18 protein-coding genes and 1 pseudogene are annotated in these 18504 nt (G+C 70.9%); 9 read left to right on the top strand and 10 right to left on the bottom strand.

The features are described 5' to 3' along the window. Positions 1-20: 20 nt before the first annotated feature. A complete protein-coding gene (locus tag VSH64_RS25590) occupies positions 21-689 on the bottom strand; it encodes a helix-turn-helix transcriptional regulator (RefSeq protein WP_326565219.1) in 669 nt (222 codons plus the stop codon). 275 nt (positions 690-964) lie between these two features. Here VSH64_RS25590 and gcvH point away from each other — a divergent pair, with 275 nt between their 5' ends. Then, positions 965-1345: a glycine cleavage system protein GcvH gene (gene gcvH / locus VSH64_RS25585; protein ID WP_326565218.1), complete on the top strand. Its 381-nt coding sequence runs from the start codon at positions 965-967 to the stop codon at positions 1343-1345. Here the strand turns inward: gcvH and VSH64_RS25580 are convergent. Together VSH64_RS25580 and VSH64_RS25575 are read right to left on the bottom strand one after the other, a co-directional pair. After that, positions 1332-2492, bottom strand: a complete 1161-nt coding sequence (locus VSH64_RS25580; RefSeq protein WP_326565217.1) for a serine hydrolase domain-containing protein — start codon at positions 2490-2492, stop codon at positions 1332-1334. The genes gcvH and VSH64_RS25580 overlap by 14 nt on opposite strands. A gap of 105 nt (positions 2493-2597) precedes the next feature. Beyond that, the gene (locus VSH64_RS25575) at positions 2598-5366 is read right to left on the bottom strand and encodes an AfsR/SARP family transcriptional regulator (protein WP_326565216.1); all 2769 of its coding nucleotides are present in this window, start codon (positions 5364-5366) and stop codon (positions 2598-2600) included. A gap of 214 nt (positions 5367-5580) precedes the next feature. Here VSH64_RS25575 and VSH64_RS25570 point away from each other — a divergent pair, with 214 nt between their 5' ends. The 4 genes from VSH64_RS25570 to VSH64_RS25555 all read left to right on the top strand — a co-directional run bounded on the left by VSH64_RS25570 (position 5581) and on the right by VSH64_RS25555 (position 9678). Continuing rightward, positions 5581-6939, top strand: coding sequence for an MFS transporter (locus VSH64_RS25570; RefSeq protein WP_326565215.1), 1359 nt, complete (start codon positions 5581-5583; stop codon positions 6937-6939). Between the two features lie 178 nt (positions 6940-7117). Beyond that, positions 7118-7273 (top strand): hypothetical protein, encoded by a 156-nt coding sequence (locus VSH64_RS25565; protein ID WP_326565214.1) that lies wholly within the window; start codon positions 7118-7120, stop codon positions 7271-7273. Between the two features lie 100 nt (positions 7274-7373). Next, on the top strand, positions 7374-8276 hold the full coding sequence (locus VSH64_RS25560) for a LysR family transcriptional regulator (RefSeq protein WP_326565213.1): 903 nt from the start codon (positions 7374-7376) through the stop codon (positions 8274-8276). A gap of 169 nt (positions 8277-8445) precedes the next feature. Then, complete coding sequence (locus tag VSH64_RS25555) at positions 8446-9678, top strand: cytochrome P450 family protein (protein WP_326565212.1); 1233 nt, start codon at positions 8446-8448, stop codon at positions 9676-9678. A 47-nt stretch (positions 9679-9725) separates the two neighbouring features. Here the strand turns inward: VSH64_RS25555 and VSH64_RS25550 are convergent, their stop codons facing one another. Continuing rightward, positions 9726-10442, bottom strand: a complete 717-nt coding sequence (locus VSH64_RS25550; protein WP_326565211.1) for an SDR family oxidoreductase — start codon at positions 10440-10442, stop codon at positions 9726-9728. A gap of 348 nt (positions 10443-10790) precedes the next feature. On the opposite strand from VSH64_RS25550, the gene VSH64_RS25545 reads away from it, so the two are divergent. Then, entirely contained in the window at positions 10791-11507 is a 717-nt protein-coding gene (locus tag VSH64_RS25545; RefSeq protein ID WP_326565210.1) for an SDR family oxidoreductase, read from the top strand. 55 nt (positions 11508-11562) lie between these two features. Beyond that, the gene (locus tag VSH64_RS25540) at positions 11563-12411 is read left to right on the top strand and encodes a DUF427 domain-containing protein (protein ID WP_326565209.1); all 849 of its coding nucleotides are present in this window, start codon (positions 11563-11565) and stop codon (positions 12409-12411) included. Positions 12412-12413: 2 nt separating this feature from the next. Here the strand turns inward: VSH64_RS25540 and VSH64_RS25535 are convergent, their stop codons facing one another. Then, a complete protein-coding gene (locus VSH64_RS25535; protein ID WP_326565208.1) occupies positions 12414-13319 on the bottom strand; it encodes a LysR family transcriptional regulator in 906 nt (301 codons plus the stop codon). Positions 13320-13390: 71 nt separating this feature from the next. Here VSH64_RS25535 and VSH64_RS25530 point away from each other — a divergent pair, with 71 nt between their 5' ends. Further along, positions 13391-14077 (top strand): nitroreductase family protein, encoded by a 687-nt coding sequence (locus tag VSH64_RS25530; RefSeq protein WP_326565207.1) that lies wholly within the window; start codon positions 13391-13393, stop codon positions 14075-14077. Positions 14078-14172: 95 nt separating this feature from the next. Here the strand turns inward: VSH64_RS25530 and VSH64_RS25525 are convergent, their stop codons facing one another. Genes VSH64_RS25525 through VSH64_RS25515 form a run of 3 tightly spaced genes read right to left on the bottom strand, consistent with a single transcriptional unit; the run spans position 14173 to position 16088 of the window. Beyond that, positions 14173-14985 carry an MOSC domain-containing protein gene (locus VSH64_RS25525; protein ID WP_326565206.1) on the bottom strand — a complete coding sequence of 271 codons (813 nt, stop codon included), beginning with the start codon at positions 14983-14985 and terminating at the stop codon, positions 14173-14175. An 11-nt stretch (positions 14986-14996) separates the two neighbouring features. Further along, positions 14997-15578, bottom strand: coding sequence for a helix-turn-helix domain-containing protein (locus tag VSH64_RS25520; protein WP_326565205.1), 582 nt, complete (start codon positions 15576-15578; stop codon positions 14997-14999). A 9-nt stretch (positions 15579-15587) separates the two neighbouring features. Next, positions 15588-16088 carry a CGNR zinc finger domain-containing protein gene (locus VSH64_RS25515; protein ID WP_326565204.1) on the bottom strand — a complete coding sequence of 167 codons (501 nt, stop codon included), beginning with the start codon at positions 16086-16088 and terminating at the stop codon, positions 15588-15590. A 93-nt stretch (positions 16089-16181) separates the two neighbouring features. Here VSH64_RS25515 and VSH64_RS25510 point away from each other — a divergent pair, with 93 nt between their 5' ends. After that, positions 16182-17054: an alpha/beta fold hydrolase gene (locus VSH64_RS25510; RefSeq protein WP_326565203.1), complete on the top strand. Its 873-nt coding sequence runs from the start codon at positions 16182-16184 to the stop codon at positions 17052-17054. A gap of 284 nt (positions 17055-17338) precedes the next feature. On the opposite strand, the gene VSH64_RS25505 is transcribed toward VSH64_RS25510, so the two are convergent. Both VSH64_RS25505 and VSH64_RS25500 read right to left on the bottom strand, forming a co-directional pair. Next, positions 17339-17647, bottom strand: coding sequence for a class II aldolase/adducin family protein (locus tag VSH64_RS25505; protein WP_326565202.1), 309 nt, complete (start codon positions 17645-17647; stop codon positions 17339-17341). Positions 17648-17696: 49 nt separating this feature from the next. Beyond that, positions 17697-18020 (bottom strand): annotated as a pseudogene (locus VSH64_RS25500) (class II aldolase/adducin family protein); the annotation flags it as partial. Positions 18021-18504 lie beyond the last annotated feature (484 nt).

Raw genomic sequence — 18504 nt, 5'->3', positions numbered from 1 at the left:
GGTGCGGGTGAGCGCACCGGTCACAGCACGCCGGCGCGCAGGGCGAACGCCACGGCCTGCACCCGGTTGCGCAGCTTGTAGCGGGTGGTGAGGCTGTGCAGGACGTGTTTGATGGTGCTTTCCGAATACGTCAGCTTCCGCGCGATCTCGGCGGTCTCGGCGCCGTCGGCGAGCAGGCGCAGCACCTCGACCTCGCGCTCGGTGAGGCCGGCGCTGTTCACGCCCAGCGGGCCGAGCGTTTCGCGCTGCATCCGCCGCACGAGGCCGATGAGCGTGCCGAGCAGCTCCTGCGGCATCACGCTGTGCCGGTGCGTGGCGGCGAACACCGCGGCGGCGAGTTCGGCGCCGTCGGCCGACTTCCGGTCGACGATGGCGACGACACCGTGCTCGATCAACGTGAGCAGCGCTTCTTCGTCCACCCCGGCGGTGAGCAGGACGACCGGCACGCTCTCGGCCGGTTGCAGCTTTCGCAGCTGTGCCACGGCGCCGGCATTCACGTGCGGCGCCGAGAACACGAGCACGTCGGGCCGCGTGCCGGGACGGGTGCGGACGAGTCCGGCGTGGCCTTCGAGGACCAGCCGCAGACCGGTGGCGCTGAGCGCGTCGGTGGCTTCGACCCGGATCGACACCTGCCGCGTGACCCGCGGCCGCAGGGCGACGGGGTGGGGCCGGACCGCAACGTGTTCCATGGTGCTCTTTCCTTGCTCGTCCGCATTTCGCGAGCCGGTGCGGGGACCGGCGCCCGGCCAGCATGCCGCGCGCGCGTTGGCGGGACATTGACAGAAGTTTTATCGCGCGCCGCGCTCGGCCGCGCACGCTGGGTGCCGGCCGGGAAGCATTCGATCTTCCGAGCGTGAGCCTTCGAAAGACTCATGTGACGACGCCGTCGCGGCGGTCGCGGACGTTCTACGCTCGTCCGGCAGTGAACCGCATGGCGTCCGGCAGCGAAAGGGTTGGCACCGAAATGGCCGAAGTGGACCCCGAGGTCGAGTACACGGACACCCACCAGTGGGTGCGGCGGCTGCCGGCCGACTCCGCGCGCATCGGCATCAGCGATTTCGCGCAGGACGAGCTGGGGGACATCATTTCCGTGACGCTGCCGGCGGTCGGTGCCACGCTGGCCGCGGGCGAGCCGTTCGGCGAGATCGAGTCGACCAAGAGCGTCGCGGAGGTCTACGCGCCGGTGTCCGGTGTGGTCACCGCGGTCAACGGCCTGCTCGCCGACAGCCCGGAGATCGTGAACGACGACCCGTACGGCGAAGGCTGGCTCGTCACGGTCGACGTGCGCGCCGGGGAGACGAAGCTGATGGCCGCGCAGGAGTACCGCACGTTCAGCGAAGGCTGAGCGCGAGGCTCGCGTAGGTCGCTTCGACGAGCGCCATCTTGCGGGGGTCATCGCGGAGGTGGGTGCCCATCCGGTTCATCACGTAGCCGAAGCCGACTCCGCTCTCCGGGTCGGCGAACCCGGTCGAGCCGCCGAATCCGTCGTGGCCGAAGCCACGCGGGTTGGGACCGAAGCTGAGCTGTTCGCTGCCGAGGCAGAAGCCGAGGCCGAACTCGTTGTCGAGCCCCATCACCAGGTCCCGGCAGCGGCCCTGGCCGGTGCGGCCGAGCTCGATCGTGTCGTGGCGCAGCAGCCGCTCCGAACCGTCGGCGAGCGCGCCGTAGACCGTGGCCAGGCCGTGGGCGGTGCCGTGTCCGTTGGCCGCCGGCACTTCCGCGACGCGCCAGCGGGTGAGGTTCGCGATCGTGCCCCGGGGGATCGGGTTGGCGAGCGCGGCCAGCGTCGCGCGGTCCGGCACCACGTCCGTCCTTTCCGGACCCGGACCCGGGGCCGGCTCGACCACGGTCGAGCAGCGGGCGAGGTCGTCGGGGCTCACTCCGATGTGGACGTCCACGTTGAGCGGTCGGGCCACGTTGGCGCGGAAGAACTCGCCGACGGTCTGCCCGGTGATCCGGGCGATCACCTCGCCGACGAGGAAACCGTAGGACAGCGCGTGGTACCCGCTCGCCGAACCCGGTTCGACCAGCGGCTCCTGCGCGGCGAGCAGGCCGGTCATCTTCGGCCAGTCGAGCAGATCCTCGACCTGCACCGGGTGCTCGGGTGAGACCCCGGTGACGCCGGAGCGGTGGGACAGCAGCCACCGCACGGGGATGGCGGCCTTGCCCGCCGCCGCGAACTCGGGCCAGTAGCGGGCGACCGGCGCGTCGAGGTCGAGGTCGTCGCTCTCCACCAGCTGCAACGCGCACAGCGCGACCAGGCCCTTGGTGGCCGACCACACGTTCGTGAGGGTCGGCCGCTGCCACGGCGTCCGACGGGTCTCGTCCGTCCAGCCGCCCCAGAGGTCGACCACGGTGCGGCCGCGGACCACCACGGCGACCGCGGCGCCGAGTTCGTCGCGGTCGGTGAAGTTCTGCCGGAACGCCTCGGCCACCGGCTCGAAACCTTCGGCGACTTCACCGTGGACGGGGGCGGGGGTCGGGAGCGGCATCGGGCTTTCCTTACGTCCGGGCGAGGGGGTGTGGACGATTCTTCTCGCCCGGGCGGCCCGAAGGCCCGGAGTTGGCCGGAAAGCCGGGAAACGGCGGCCGCGCGATCATGGGCCTTCCCGCACCAGTTCGTCGAGCGCGTGGCGGGCCTGGCGCTCGTCGTGCTCGCGGTGCTGCTGGTGGTAGAGCTCGACGGCCTGGCGGAGGCTCTTCAGCGCGAGGTCGGTGCGGCCCAGCCGCCGGTAGGCCGCGCCGAGGGTGAGCAGTGTGTCGGGAATCGAGAACATCTCGTCGCCGAAGAGGGCCAGCGCCTCTTCGAGGTAGGCGACGGCCCGGTCGAGGTTCCCGAGTCCGAGGTGGATGGTGCCGAGGGTGTCCAGGATGGCCGGCCGGATGTTGTTCATGTTCGCCTCGTCGGCGAGCACCAGCGTCTGTTCGGAGATGACCAGGGCTTCGTCGTGGTGCTTCTCCAACTGCAGCGCCCAGGCCAGGTGGTTGCCGACCCACGCCCGGATCGCCGGGGCGAGGTCGGTGGCCAGCTCCCACGCGCCCGAGCTCAGCTCGATGGCCTCGGGGATCCGCTGTGCGCGCACGCAGATCTCGGACCACGCGTTGAGGCACAGCACCCGCTGCGGCACGTCGCCGAGCTCTTCGGCGATGGCCAGCGCGAGCTTCACGTGCTCGACCGCTTCCTCGTGCGCCCCGGTGCGGGTGAAGGCCTGCGCGATCACGCGCTCGGCCAGGCACTCGGAGCCGCGGTCACCGAGGATCTGCGCGGCGGCCAGGCCTTCGCGCCAGACGCCGATCGCGTGGTGCGCGTCGCCCTGGGTGGCGTACAGCGAGCTGCTTCCCCACGTCAGCTGCCACACGATCCGGTGCCACTCGCGGTCGATCGCCGCCGAGCGCACCGCGGCGATGTTCGCGGCCTCGGTGTTCACCCACCGCTTGGCTTCGGCGGCGTCGCGCAGCGGCACGGGTGTGCAGCCCGGGGGCAGCGGCACCGGCGTGATGGGCGGGCGCCCGGCGTCGGCCAAGGTGACCGCACGAACAAGGGAGTGGAGGTAAAAGCACGTGAGACGGTGCAATGCGGACGTCTGGTGTTCGTTGTCGCGCGAATCGTGTGCGAGTTCTCTCGCGTACGCGCGCACGAGGTCGTGGAGGCGGAAGCGACCCGGCTCGTACTGCTGCACCAGCGACGCCCGTTCGAGCACGCGCAACGCGGTTCGGGTGGCCGCGTAGGTGGTGCCGGCCAGCGACGCGGCGGCGTCCAGCGTGATGTCCGGGCCCGGCACGAGGCCGAGCAGGGTGAACAGCTCCGCGGGTTCGCCGGCCAGCGCCGCGAGCGAGGTCCGCAGCACGGCGCGGATGCTGAGGTCGGTGCCGATCTCGAGGGCGTTGAGGGGCGAGCCCGAATCGGCGAGTTCGTCGGCCAGCGCGGTGAGCGCGAACTCCGGGTGCTCCTGTGCGCGGCCGACGACGATGCTCAGCGCCAGCGGCAGGCCACCGCACGCGTCCGCGAGCCGGGTCACGGCCGCGGGCTCCGCTCCGGTGCGCGTGGGGCCCAGCCGCGCCACCAGCAGCTGCCGGGCGGCGGCGCCGTCGAGCACGTCGAGGGTGAGCAGGTCGGCGTGGTGGCTCGTGACCAACGTGGTGAGCCGGTTGCGGCTGGTGACCACGACCGGGCACCGCGGGTTGCCCGGCAGCAGCGGGATGACCTGGTCGGCGTCGAGGGCGTTGTCGATCACCACCAGCAGGTGTTTGTCCGCCACCAGGCTGCGGTAGAGCCCGCACATCGCCGCCAGGTCCGGCGGGACGGCCGCCGGCTTCACCCCGAGCGCGGACAGGAACGCCCGCACCGCGGTCTCCGGGGCCACCCGCTCCCCGGACGGCGCGAACCCGCGCAGGTCCACGAACAGCTGGCCGTCGGGGAACCGGCCGGCGTGGTCGTGGGCCCAGCGCAACGCCAGGCAGGTCTTGCCTACACCACCGGGGCCCACGACCACCGACACCGGTGCACTCGCCAGGGCTTCGAGCTCGCGGCCGCGCCCGGTGAACGCGCGGGGCGGCGCGGGCAGCTGCCGCGGCACCGGGGGCGGAAGCCCGGGATCGTGCTGGGCGGCCCCGGCTCGCGGCGATGGATCGTCCACAATGGTCTCGTCCCGCAGGATCGCCTGGTACACCGAGCGCAGCGCCGGCCCGGGGTCCACGCCGAGCTCGTCGGCGAGCATCGCCTTGACCTTCTGGAAGTGCCGCAGCGCGTCGGCCTGGCGGCCGGTGCGGTGCAACGCGAGCATCAGCTGGCCGGCGAGCCGTTCGTCGAACGGATGGCGCCCGGCGCGGCTGGTGAGCGTGGGCAGCACCTGCGCGTGGCGGCCGAGCTCGAGCTGCAGATCCGTTCTGGCCAGCAGCGCTTCCTCGTGTTCGGCACGCAGCGCCGTGCGGAATTCGCGCAGCCACGGGCTGTCGAGCCCGGCGAAGGGTTCACCGCGCCAGAGCTCCAGCGCCTCGTCGTAGCAGCCGACCGCTTCTTCCGCGGCCTCCGCGCGGCGGGCGCGGAAGATCAGGTGCCGGAATCGATGCACATCGACGCGCTCGGGTGCCGCGTCGAGCACGTAACCGTGGCCGTGGCGCACGATCTGGTGCTCACCCGCGAGCGCCGTGCGCAGCCGCGTGAAATAGCTGTGCACCATGCCCCGCGCGCTGCCCGGCGCGTGGTCGCCCCACACCCGCACCACGAGGTCGTCGAGCGAAACCGGCTGCCCGGCCTCGAGCAGGAGCGCCACCAGGATGGCGCGGGGGCCGGCCGGCCCGATCGGCTGCGGCTGCTCGCCGCGGAGCACCTCGACGTTGCCCAGGAGCCGGAAGTCGAGAGACAACGGTGACCACCTCTGAACCGCTCCGCGAACATTCGCCACATCTTAAGCACGCTTCTCGCGACTGGTTGCCGCCGCACGAATTCTAGGTCGCCGGGTGCGATGAATTCGGAACAGGAATCCTTATCATTCGCTTAAGGAATGGTCGCAGTCACGCCGCGCGAGTTCGGTAGTGGCCGCTACCGTCGTCAGGACGGTTCGGGAAATGGAGCGCGGTATGCGGCAGGCGGCCCGGTTCGGTTCCCGGCAGGTCGGCTTCGCCGGCATCTGCCTCGGGTACTTCGCGATCATTCTCGACGGCAGTGTGCTCAACATCGCGGTGCCGGCCCTGCGCCGCGACCTGCACACCTCGCTGGCCTCGGTCCAGTGGGTGATCAACGCGTACACGCTGTGCCTCGCCGCGCTGCTGCTCACCGCCGGGGCGCTGGGCGATCGCTGGGGTCTGCGGCGGTGTTTCCTCTGGGGCACGGCGATCTTCACCGTCGCGTCGCTGGCCTGCTCGCTCGCCCCGTCGGTTCCCGTGCTCATCCTGGCGCGGGTCGTGCAGGGAGTGGGCGCGGCGGCGCTGCTGCCGGCCACGCTCGCGCTGATCCGCACGCTGTTCACCGACGCCGGCGAACGCGGCCGCGCCACCGCGATCTGGGTGTCGACCGGCGCGATCGCCACCGCCGTGGGGCCGATGGTGGGCGGTCTGCTGATCGACGCGTTCGGCTGGCGCGCCATCTTCCTGATCAACCTGCCGATCGGCGTCGTCGCGATCCTGCTGGGCCGGGCCGGGATCACCGAGGCGCCTCGGCACGCGCGCGGGGTCGACCACGCCGGCCAGCTCACGGCCGTGGCCGCGCTCGGGCTGATCACGGCGGGCGTGATCGTGAGCGGCGGCGCCGGCTGGACGGCGCCGCTCAGCCTCGGCCTGCTGGCCGCGGGGGTGGTGTCGGCCGCGGCGTTCTGGCTGGTGGAGCGCCGGGTCGCCGAGCCGATGCTGCCGCCGGCGTTCTTCTCGGTGCGCGTGCGCTCGGTCGCGGTGGCGAGCGCGGCGTTCATGGGGTTCCTCTTCTACGGCACGCTGTTCGTGATGTCGCTGTACTTCCAGCAGGTGCGCGGCTGGTCGGCGGGGGAGGCCGGGGTGGCGCTGCTGCCGCTCACCGTCGGCTCCACGATCGGCTCGCTCGTCCTCTACCGGCCGCTGGCCCGCCGGTTCGGCGACGCCGTGGCGCTGGTGAGCGGGTTCGCCTGCTGCGCGTCGGGGGTCGTGGTGCTGCTGGTGTTCACGCGGGCCGCGGGGTACACGCCGATCGCGGTCGGCCTGCTGCTGGTCGGGGTGTCGAGCACGATCGCGTTCTCCGCGCTCACGTCGCTGCTGGTGCCGAGCGTGCCGGTGAACCAGTCGGGGATCGCGTCCGGCGTGCAGAACACGAGCCGGCAGACGGGTGCGCTGATGTCGGTGGCGGTGCTCGGCGCGATCCTGAACACGGCGGTGTTCACCGCGCGGCTGCCGGTGGCGTTGGGGGTGCTCGCCGGCGTGGTGGTGCTCGCGCTCGTGGCGGCCGGGTTCGCGACCCGGCCGGCGCGGTGAGGGACTGTCCGTTCGGGTACTGAAATCCGGCCGTCCGGCCAAGTTCGGCGTGGGACCGCTTCACCGGAACGGATGGCGGGTAGTCAGGTTCCGACCCGGACGAAGGGAAGTTCTCATGGCGGCTGGCACTCGATGGCACGTGATCCCGCGGACCGCGGGGCTCTGTGTGCTCTGGCTCGTGATCGGCCTCGCGCTGGCCGCGCAGGCCGTGGTGACACTCGGTTCCGGCGGAACCCACCTGCCTGCCCTGGAAATCGTCGTGGCGGTGCTGGGGGTGGTTCTGGCGATCGCCTCGATCGCCGGGTTGGTGTCCCCCCGCTTGCGTGGTCGATGAGTCACCGGTGGTGTTCGTCTTCGAACAAACGTATTTCCCTAGTGGTGCGGAAATGACCACGTCCTGTGAATTTTCCGGAGGATCTTGTTAGATTTTCCGAATGACAACTCTGCGCGCCCTGGAATGCCTGGTCGCCCTCGTGGAAGAGGGCTCGGTGACGCGGGCCGCGGCCTCTTTGCAGATGTCGCAGCCCGCGTTGTCGCACCAGCTCGCCTCGCTCGAACGCGAGATCGGCACCCCGATGGTGCAGAAGATGGGCCGGGGTGTGCGGGTGACCGCCGCCGGCCACGCCGTCGCGGAAGAAGCGCGGGTGGCGCTGAAAGCGTCCGAACGCGCGGTGCGGGTCGGCCGCCGGATCGGCTCCGGCGGCTCGGGCCGGCTGCGGATCGCCTGCGCGGAGACCATGACGGCGTGGCTGCTCGTGCCGGTGCTGCGCCACTGGCGGGCCCGCCGGGCCGAGGTGCTGATCGAGCTGAGCGAGCACACGAGCTCCGACCGCATGGTGGAGCTCGTGACCTCGGGGGAGGTCGACGTGGCGGTGGGGCCACGGCCGTCGGAGACGACCGAGCACCTCGAAGTGCTCGGTGACGAGGAAATGGTGGTGGTCGCGCCGGCCGGGCACCCGTTCGCCGAGCGGCTTTCCGTGCCGTTCGCGGATCTCGCGGCGGAGCCCTTCGTCCACTTCGTGAGCGACAACGGCCTGTCGGTGTCGGTCGACCAGATCGCCGCCGACCACGGTGTGGTGCTGGATCCCGTGCTGCGTACCAGAAGCCCGCGCACGGCCGCGCAGCTCGCGGCCGCGGGTATGGGCGTGACGATCGTGCCCGTGTCCGCGCTTCCCGCGCGACCGCCGGGGGTGGTGCGGCGGCTGGATCCGTTGGTGGAGCGCGAGATCGTGGTGGTCGTGGCGGCGCCGTCGGATTCGCTCGTCGCGCTGTTCGTGGACGACCTGCGGCGGCGCGGGTTGCCGGGTGGGCGGGCGACCGGCCCCGGGGCGAACTGAAAGTGTGACGGAATTCTTTCGGTGGCGCCGATCCGTGATCCGGATCGCGGCGCGCGGCTAGCGTGACGGTCGACCTGGTTGTCGACCGGGAACGCAAGGTGTGCGGCGAATCGCCGCCCCCGCAAGGGTTTCCCGGCGTGCGTTCCCGTACTACGGAAGAAGCGCACACGTGAATCAGTCGTTGGCTTATGTTCTCGACGTCGACGGGACCGATCTCCCGGGCGAAGGCGCGCGGTTGCGGGCGGGCGGCTCGGCGGTGGTGGTGGAGTTGCCGGGCGGGGTCCGCGCGTGGGCCGTGGGCCACGTCGGCACGCTGAAGGCGCTGCTCACCGACAGCAGAGTGTCGAAGGACCCGCAGCTGCATTGGGCCGCCTGGAAGGAAAACCGCATCGCCGCCGACTGGCCGCTGCGCCTGTGGGTGTCGGTGCGCAACATGTTCACCGCGTACGGCAGTGACCACCGGCGGTTGCGGTCGCTGGTCGCGTCGGGCTTCACGGCCAAGCGGACGATGGAGCTCAAGCCGTGGATCGAGCGCATCACCGAATCCCTGCTCGACGAGGTGGCCGAGCTGGGTCGCACGCACGACGTGGTGGATCTGCGCGCGGCGTTCGCCTACCAGCTGCCGGTCGAGGTGATCTGCCGGCTCTTCGGGGTCGACGACGCCCAGCGCGCCGGTCTGCGCCACGTCGTGGACAGCGTGTTCGACACCACGACCACACCCGAAGCCGCGCAGGCCAACGCCGAGGAGATGTACCGGATCCTCACCGAGCTGGCCGCGCAGAAGCGCGCGCAGCCCGGCGACGACCTCACGAGCGCGATCATCCAGGCCGACTCCGAGCGCTTCGGCCGGCTCACCGACGCCGAGGTCGTGGACACGCTGATCCTCATGCTCACCGCCGGGCACGAGACGACCGTGAACCTGCTCGACCAGGCCGTGACGGCGATGCTCACGCATCCCGAGCAGCTGGCGCTCGTGCGGTCGGGGGAGCGCGGCTGGAGCGACGTGGTGGAGGAGACCCTGCGCTGGCAAGCGCCTGTGGCGTACCTGCCGCTGCGGTACGCGGTGGCCGACATCGATCTGGGTGACGTGGTGATCCCCGCGGGCGACGCGATCCTGGCCGCTTACGCCGCGGCGGGCCGGGACGAAGCGGAGTACGGCGCGAGCGCGGCCGAGTTCGACATCACGCGCGCGGTGAAGCAGCACCTGTCGTTCGGGCACGGGATCCACCACTGCCTCGGCGCACCGCTGGCGCGACTCGAGGCGACGACGGCGTTGCGGGCGCTGTTCGAACGGTTCCCGGACCTGGCGTTCGCCGAGGGCCGGCTCACGCCGATGAGCTCGTTCCTGTCCAACGGGCACGTGGACCTGCCGGTGCGGCTCGGCCGTGAGGTTTCCCGCTGATCCCGGCGGTGGCCTCGATTCCGCGCGGAATCGAGGCCACCTTCCCGTCAGGTCAGGGGTTCGCCGCCGTCGACGCGCAACGTCACGCCGGTGAGGAACGGGTTCGTCATCGCGAAGACCACGGCCTGCGCGATGTCGTCGACGGTGCCGATGCGCCGGGCCGGGTTGTGCGTGCGGAAGTGCTCGAAGTAGGCGGCCTTGCCGTCCTCGCCCAGCGCGTCCCAGATGCCGGTGTCGATCACGCCCGGCGAGATCGCGTTGACGCGGATCGGCGCGAGTTCCAGCGACAGCGAGCGGGTGAGGAAGTCGGCCGCACCGTTGGTGATGGCGACGCCGAGGAACCCGACTGCGGGCTTGAACGCGGCCACCCCGGAGAAGAGCGTGAACGAGCCGCCTTCGGCCAGGTGCGGCGCGAAGTGCTTGGCCAGCATCACGGGGCCGATCACCTTGGTGTCGAACGAGCGCCGCAGTGCGTCGCGGTCCAGCTCGTCGAGGCGGCCCCGCGCGCGTGACGACGCCGTGGTCACCAGGTGGTCGACCGAGCCGAGCCGGTCGGCCAGTGCGGCGATGGACTCGTCGACTGTCACGTCGATCTCTTCGGCGCGGATGCCCTCGTCGTCGTAGGCCTGCTCGAGCTTGGTCCGGTCGCGGCCGGCGACCACCACGCGGGCGCCTTCGGCCCGCGCGGCGAGCGTGATCGCGCGCGCGATGCCGCTCGAGCGCCCGATGACGAGAACCGTGCGATCTTTCAGCGTTGTCTCCACGCCTCGTCCCTCCCGTGCTCCTCTGTGGACTCTTCCACCGTACGGTCCGGGCGGCCCGGAGAACCATCGATGTTCTGGCTGGTCAGGGGAGGTTTGCTGCATGGTTCGCGTGACCCGTTAGGTGATTCGGCGGGATGACGCTCGATCGGGTGGGTGGGGCGGCAAGCTGGGGCTGGCTTGACCATGACTAATGGGTATAACGTGCCAGTAGACATTAGCCGAGCGGCGAGGAAGGATTCGCCGGCTCTCGCTTCGGTGAAGAAAACTTTCATGCTGCGGCCGGGGGTCGCGGCCTAGGCTTCGGCGCGGCACCGCTTCGGTTCGCGGCACTGTACAAAGGAGACACTCATGTCCGAATCCCTCAAGGGGCGCAAGGTTCTCGTGGTGGGCCGGGGCAGCGGCATCGCGCGGGCCGTGGTGCTCGCGGTGCGCGCGGCCGGCGCGGAGGTCGTGGTCGCGGGCCGCGACGAGGAGAAGCTCAAGGGCGCCTACGACGATCCGGGTATCTCGGTCGAAACGGTCGACCTGACCGACGAGACCAGCGTGGCCGCGCTCGCCGAGCGGCTGGGGCAGGTCGACCACGTGGTGTCCACGGCGTCGGCCCGCGCTCGCGGCCTGGTCGGCGACCTGGCGCAGGGCACGATCGCGCTGTCGTTCGAGACCAAGGTCATCGGCCCGATCCTGCTGGCCAAGCACCTGGCGCCGAAGATGCCGGCCGACGGCTCGATGGTGATCTTCTCCGGCGCGACCGCGCGCAAGCCGTCGATCGGGATGCTGGCGGTCGCCGCCACCAACGGCGCGGTCGACTCGCTGACCAAGGCGCTCGCGGTCGAGCTCGCCCCGATTCGCGTGAACGCCGTTTCGCCGGGCACGATCGACACCGGTGCGTACGACGCGCTCGGCGACGAGAAGAAGGCCGCGCTGTTCGCGCAGCGTTCGGCGAGCAACCCGGCGCGGCGCATCGGGACGTCGGAGGACATCGCGGACGCCGTGCTGTTCGCGCTCACCAACGGTTTCGTCACGGGCGTGTCGCTCGGTGTCGACGGTGGTGAAGCGCTGGTGTGACACCGGCCAGGGAAAGCCGGCGTCGAACGGGTCGAATCGAGGAAGGGCGGTCGTGATGCCTCTGCCGTGGCTGCACACTCCTGAACCGGGGGTGTTCCGGGGCAAGTTCCTGGTGCCCGACCGGTTGCCGGAGCGGCTTTCGTACCGGGAACCGTTGCGGCGCAGGCTGCGGGTGCGGTTCGCGGGCGAGTGGATCGCGGACAGCGAGCACGCGGTGCTGCTGCACGCACCCGGCCGGTTCCCGGTCGCGTACTTCCCGGCCGGCGACGTGCGGGTGGAAGTGCTCGAGTTCCGGCAGCGGACGACCGTGCACCCGGACCTCGGGCGGACGGCGTGGTACGCCGTGCGGGTCGGGGATCGGGTGCACGAAGGCGCGGCCTGGCAGCACGTGCGCCCGCCCGAGCACGCCGCCGACTTCGCGAACCTCGTGGCGTTTTCGTGGCGCGCGATGGACGGGTTCCAGGAGGAGGACGAGCCGGTGACCGCGCACGCGGCGGACCCGTACCACCGGATCGACGTGCGCGGCGCGTCGCGTGAGGTCGTGGTGTCGGTGGACGGTCGCGTGGTCGCGAAGTCGCGCCGGCCGCGGGTGCTGTACGAGTCCGATCGCGACCCGCAGTGGTACCTCCCGCGCGCGGATGTGGACGAAACCCTGCTGCGCCAGGAGAGCCTGCGCACGACGTGTCCGTACAAGGGCGTGGCGACCTACTACACCGTCGGGCGCCACGCCGGCGCCGCGTGGTCCTATGTGGACGCGATCGCCGAATCGGCGGCGGTCGCGGACTTCGTGGCGTTCGACCCGAACAAGGTCGTGGTGCAGCTCGACGGCAAGCGGCTGCACGACGTGCTCGGCCGGCGCGGGGCGAAGAGCGGGCTGGACCGGGCGTTCGCTTCGGGCCGCTGAGGTCAGCGGCCGAACAGTTTTTCGCAGTGGTCGAGGAAGGCCTGCGCGCGGTGTGTGAGCGGGCCGCCGGCGGGCCAGCCCATGACCACGGGAGTCGTCGGTGCCTCGTCCAGCAAGGGCAGGGCGACGATTTCCCGGCCCTCGTACGAGTGGGACAGCGCCGGTTGCTGCACGGTCATCGAATAGCCGAGGCCGCGGGCCACGAGTGAGCGCGCCAGCTCGAAGCTGCGGGCGCGGTGGGTCGGTGACATCACGAGGCCGGCCGCATCGAACACGGAGCGGAAGTAGCGCTCGCTCGGTGGCACGTCGAGCAGGATGAAGGGCTCGTCGGCGAGCTCGGCGAGGGCGAGTGAGGCGCGGCCGGCCAGGGCGTGGCCACCGGGCAGGAGGACCGCCGGTCGCCGGTCGTAGAGGGTGCGGAAGGTGATCGTGGGGTACACGTCCTGGTCGTAGAGGAACGCGATCTCACAGCGGCCGTCGAGCAGGTGGTCCTGGATCTCCGGCAGCGTGCCTTCGAGGAACCGCACCGAGACGTCGGGGTGGTCGTTTTCGAACGTGGCGATCGCGGCCGGCAGGTGGAACGGCGCGATCGGCCCGTAACAGCCGACCACCAGCGTGCCGCTCATGTGCCGGCCGAGGCCGCGCGCCTCCACCCCGAGGTCGCTCATCGCACCGACCACGCGTCGCGCGTCGGTGAGCACCTGCTTGCCGGCCGCGGTGAGCGAGGCGCCGCGGCGGGGTGAGCGGATGACCAGGCGCAGGCCGAGCGCGCGTTCCACCTCGGTGAGGGCGAGGGAAATGGCGGCCTGCGACACGTGGCAGCGGGTGGCCGCGGTCGTGAGCGAGCCGGTTTCGGCGATGGCGATCAGGTATTCGAGCTGCCGGATCGTCACGTTCGGCAGATTCATGAGGCCAGCATATGACTGCGTTGAGGGAATCAAGCTGGACTTGGTAATCGGTGGTGGGAAAGGTGGGGAAAGTGAGTCAGACGCGCAAACACCAGTACCCGTTCGTGCCCTACGCCCCGCCGCGGCTGCCCCTCGACGAAGGGCTGCGCCGCGGCGCCGAGTTCCACCGGCACCTCGACCGGCGGCGATCCGTCCGCTGGTTCTCACCCGATCCGGTGCCGGTGGAAGCGATCGAGCTGGCGGTGCGCGCGGCCAACACCGCGCCGAGCGGTGCGCACCAGCAACCGTGGACGTTCGTCGCCACCCAAGACGTGGTGGTGAAGCACCAGATCAGGTTCGCCGCCGAACAGGAAGAGCGAAAGTTCTACCGGGAGCGCGAGATTCCGGAGTGGCGGGCGGCGCTGGCGCACCTGGAAACCGATGAGCACAAGGAGTTCCTGGAAGTCGCGCCGTGGCTGGTGGTGGTGTTCGCGCAGAAACACCGGCTGAGGGAGAACGGACAGCAGCAGAAGACGTACTACGCGTCGGAGAGCGTGGGCATCGCGTGTGGACTGTTCATCGCCGCGCTGCACTCGATGGGACTCGCGACGCTCACGCACACGCCGAACCCGATGGCGTTCTTGAACCGGGTGCTGCACCGTCCGGCGAACGAGCGCCCGTACATCCTGTTCCCGGTCGGGTATCCGGCCGACGACTGCGAGGTCCCGGACCTCACGCGCAAACCGCTGTCCGAAGCGCTGGTGTTCGTGGGGGACTGATCAGGCCGGCGTGATCAGGGGTGTGCTCGGCCGAGGTGATCAGGCCGGCGTGGCCGGCCGTCGTGGTTCGCCGACTTGATCAGGGCCGGTGGGGGTCAGGCGAGCGTGATCGGGTCGTCGAGGTGCAGGGTGCCCGGCCGCACGACCTCGGCGTACGCACCGGCGCACGGCATCGCCTTGCCGAGCCCCGCCACGTCGACGCGGTTGCCTTCCAGCACCGCGCGCACCGCCTGCGGATTGCGCGGCAACGTGCCGTGGGCGAGCGACGGCACGGCGCACCGCGGCGTGGGCAGGGTGACCCGCAGCCGCGCACCCGTGCTCGCGTCGCCGAACCGGATTTCCTTGCCCAGCCAGTGGTTCTCCACGAAGGCGCCGGTGCCGGGCGGCGTCGCGATCACGAGGTTGGGCCGGTAGCGGATGGCCTCGGTGTCGAGGTGGTCGAGCGTCGCGGTGCTGATGAGGTGGATCGGGGAGTGGTCCACGAACGTGGAGCCGGGTGTGCCCTGGCCGATCTGCAGCGTCTGCGCGGGAACCACCGCGCTCACGCCCTGGTCGAGCACGTCTTCCGGCGCGGGGCGTTCCACGGACGCGCCGTCGGGCCGGACCCCGGACACCGTGATCGCGCGACCCAGCAGCTCCGACAGGCGCGAGCCGGCCTCGGGGTCTTCGGCAGGCAGCTTGGTGCCGTCGGGGAAGGTGATGAGCACCTGGCCGTCGGTCTCGGCGGCGAGCTCGAGCAGCCGCCGCCACAGCCGCGGGTGTTTCGCGGTGGCGACGAGCCCGGTGTCGGTGTCGATCACGGCGAGCGTGCGGTCGCCGTGCAGGCCGGCGGCGTCGATGCGGGCTTCGGTCACGTCTTCGCCGAGCAGGGATTTCACGGGGTAGCGCCGCAGCGCGAGCACTCGCACGGTGGTCTCCTTCAGCGGTTTTCCGCGCCGGTCACGGGGTGGTGCACGGCCGCGGCGGTCGAGGCGATCAGCACGCGCGCGGCGCGGGCGGACGCGTTGTGCACGCGGTGCGTGCGGCCCGAGTCGAACTGGACGGAGTCACCGGACTTGAGCGCGAGCTCTTCGTCGCCGAGGTGCAGCACGACCGCGCCGCTGCGCACGTGCAGCCATTCCTCGCCGGTGTGGTGCACAGCGCCGGTTTTCGTGCCGGGCGGCAGCTCGAGCCCGACCACGGCGATGGTGGCGCGCGGCCCGCTGAGCACTTCGTAGCGGCCCTCGGCGGTCTCGTGCGCCACGGCCTGGCCGGCGCGCACGAGGTGGTACTCCTCGTCGGGCTGGTCGGACACGAGCTTGCCGATCGAGATGCCGTAGGTGCGGGCGAGCTGCAGGAGGCTGCCGATCGAGGGCTGCCGTTCCCCGCGTTCGAGCCGCGACAGGTGCGCCACGGAGATGCCGGTGAGCTCCGCGAGGTGGGTGAGCGTGAGGCCGCGGTCGGTGCGCAGCTGCTGCAGTTTGCGCGCGATCAGGCGGTCGATTTCGTTGTCGTCACCCATGATCGGACACTACCCGCCGGCCTGGCGGGTGCGCTGGTAGTGGCGGCGGGCCTTCATCCGGTTGCCGCACACGGCCATCGAGCACCAGCGCGCGGTGTTCGGCTTGCTGTGGTCGATGAGGAACAGCCGGCACTCCGGGTTCGCGCACGGCCGCAGCCGCCCGGGGTTCTCGTGGCGCAGCGTGTCCCAGGCCAGCACGGCGCGCGAGGCGGCGGCGCGGCCGGAGGCGGTCTCGAGGTCCCACTTGATGCCGGTGCCGTCGAACACCGCGCGGTAGCTCAGGCCTTCGACGAACGGGGCGAGCGCTCCAGGCTCCGCGTCACCGCGCACCACGTTCTGCAACGCCGTGCGCACGTCGACGAGCGCGCGCCACTCCTGCGGCGACGCCGGCTGGTCGTGGGCGGTGAGCCAGGTGTGGCCCAGCTCGGCGTCGGCGAGCTCGTCGCGCGGCGTGCCGTCGACCACCGGGGTGGTGTTCAGCAGGTCGAGCAGCAGCTTCTCGTCGGTCACGGTGTCAGGCTAACCCTCAAACTCGGGGTTGACAAGTTAGGCGGTGCCTGTTTCAGTTCTAACTATCAAACTTCACGTTAGGAGTTAGGCATCATGACCGCAGTTCACCACCGGTACGCGACCGTCGACGGCCGGCAGCTCTTCTACCGCGAGGCCGGCCCCGCCGACGTCCCGGTGATCGTGCTGCTCCACGGCTTCCCGACCAGCTCGTTCATGTTCCGCGACCTGATCCCGGCCCTGGCCGACCGCTACCACGTGATCGCGCCCGACCACCTCGGGTTCGGCCTGTCCGACGCGCCTTCGGCCGACGAGTTCGACTACACCTTCGACGCGCTCACCGAGCTCACCGCCGGCCTGCTGCGTCAGCTCGGCGTGACCCGCTACGCCATCTACGTGCAGGACTACGGCGCCCCCATCGGCTGGCGCCTCGCGCTCGCGGACCCGGGCGCCATCACCGCGATCGTGACCCAGAACGGCAACGGCTACGACGCCGGCTTCGTCGAGGGCTTCTGGAAGGTCGTGTGGGACTACCAGGCCGAGCAGAACGCCGAGACCGAAGCCGGGATCCGCGCCGCGCTCAGCCTCGATCTCACGAAGTGGCAGTACCTCACCGGCGCGCCCGACGAGACGCTCGTCAGCCCGGACACCTGGAACCACGACTTCGCCCTGCTGTCGCGCCCCGGCAACGACGAGATCCAGCTCGCGCTCTTCCGCGACTACGCCACCAACGCGCCGCTCTACCCCGCGCTGCACGAATACCTGCGCGCGAACCAGCCGCCGGTGCTCGCGGTGTGGGGCAAGAACGACCCGATCTTCGGCCCGGACGGCGCCACCGCCTTCACGGCCGACGTGCCGGATGCGGAGATCCACCTCCTCGACGGCGGTCACTTCCTGCTGGAGACCGCGCTCGATGAGGTCGCGGACCGCATCCGCGACTTCCTCGGCCGGATCCCGACGGCCGGCTGAGGCCTTCTCGCGGCGCAGGGCCGGTTTCGCTCGCGCCGGCGGCTTTCCTCGAGGCGGCCGCGGCTGTTCACGACGCCTTCCCCGTCGTGAACGGTCGCGGCTCCGGCGGGCCGGTGACCGGAGCCCGTGATCCGGTCGCCGGCCCGCTTCTGCCCGGGCGGTCGAACCGTGGTCCGGTTCGAAATCCGACAAGGGTTGTTCGCCCAAGAGCGCCGCAGGTTCGCGAAGTAACAAACTCTGTGGTGCGCCGAACACGGTGTGGTGTCGGGACGTGGTGGGTGTGCTCAGTCGAGCACGTCAGGTTCGGTTTCCACCACGACGTCGGCCAGGATGGCGAAGCTGTGGCGGGCCATGTTGGCGTTGCCGAACTGGCGGTGGGCCAGCGTGGCTTCCTCGTCCGTCATCACGCGCGGGGTGCCGGCGGCGTCGGCGAGCAGCTGCATCTGGCACGCGCGGTCCATGGCGATGAACCACCACGCGGCTTCGGCCACGGATCGGCCGACGGTGAGCAGGCCGTGGTGGCGCAGGATGGCCGCGCGCCGGCCGCCGAGCCGCGTGGCAATTCGCGCACCGTTCTGTTTGTTCCAGGACAAGACCCCGGTACTCGTCGAACACCACGTGGTCGCCGTAGAACGCGCAGGACTCCTGGATGATCGGGTCGAGCGGCTTGCCGAGCGAGGCGAACGCGCGGCCGTGCACGCTGTGCGCGTGGGCCACCGCCACCACATCGGGGCGCGCTCCGTGCACCGACGAGTGGATCCAGAACGCGGCCTTGTTCGTGCGGCGTGAGCCTTCGGCGACTTTGCCGTCCTCGTCGAGCAACAGCAGGTCGCTGACCTTCACGCGGGAGAAGTGCACCGCGTACGGGTTGACCCAGAACCGGTCCGGGAACTCGGGATCGCGCACGGTGAGGTGCCCGGCGATGCCTTCGTCGAAGCCGTACCGGGCGAACAGCCGCAACGCCACGGCCAGATCGCGTTTGCGCGCGGCGCGTTCGGCCTCGATCGTGTCCGCGGGGGCCGGCAGGTCACCGAGGTCGAGCTGGTCGGCGGTGTCGGTTTCCGGGGTTTCGGTGGAAATGCTCACGCTCGTCCTCCTCGCTCAGGGGGTGCTGGCGAGTTCCACTATGCCGCACGTTTGCCCGAGAGGCAAAGTCCATCTCCCAAAGGGCAATTGGGCAGGCGGGAACGAGGTAGTGAGAACGAGACGAGTGGGAAGCAGGCAGTGGCGGGTCGCCGGGGAACTCCACCACCACCTGCCGGCAAGGGGGCGGAGCAGCTGGGGGAGGGAAGCGGCTGCTCCGCCGACACAGTGTCCGCCGCGCCGGGCGAATTGCCCCGGAAACGGACTGAACGGCCCACGATGTCGGACCGGACGGCCACCCGGCTCCGAGACCGGCCTGGAGTGACCGTTCGATCCGACTTCGCCGCCGGACCGCGATTTCCCTTGG

It is taken from the genome of Amycolatopsis rhabdoformis, assembly GCF_035918295.1.
GTDB classification, from domain to species: Bacteria; Actinomycetota; Actinomycetes; order Mycobacteriales; family Pseudonocardiaceae; genus Amycolatopsis; species Amycolatopsis rhabdoformis.
Note: the sequence above shows the minus strand (reverse complement) of the source record. Positions and strands in the feature narration are given on the sequence as shown.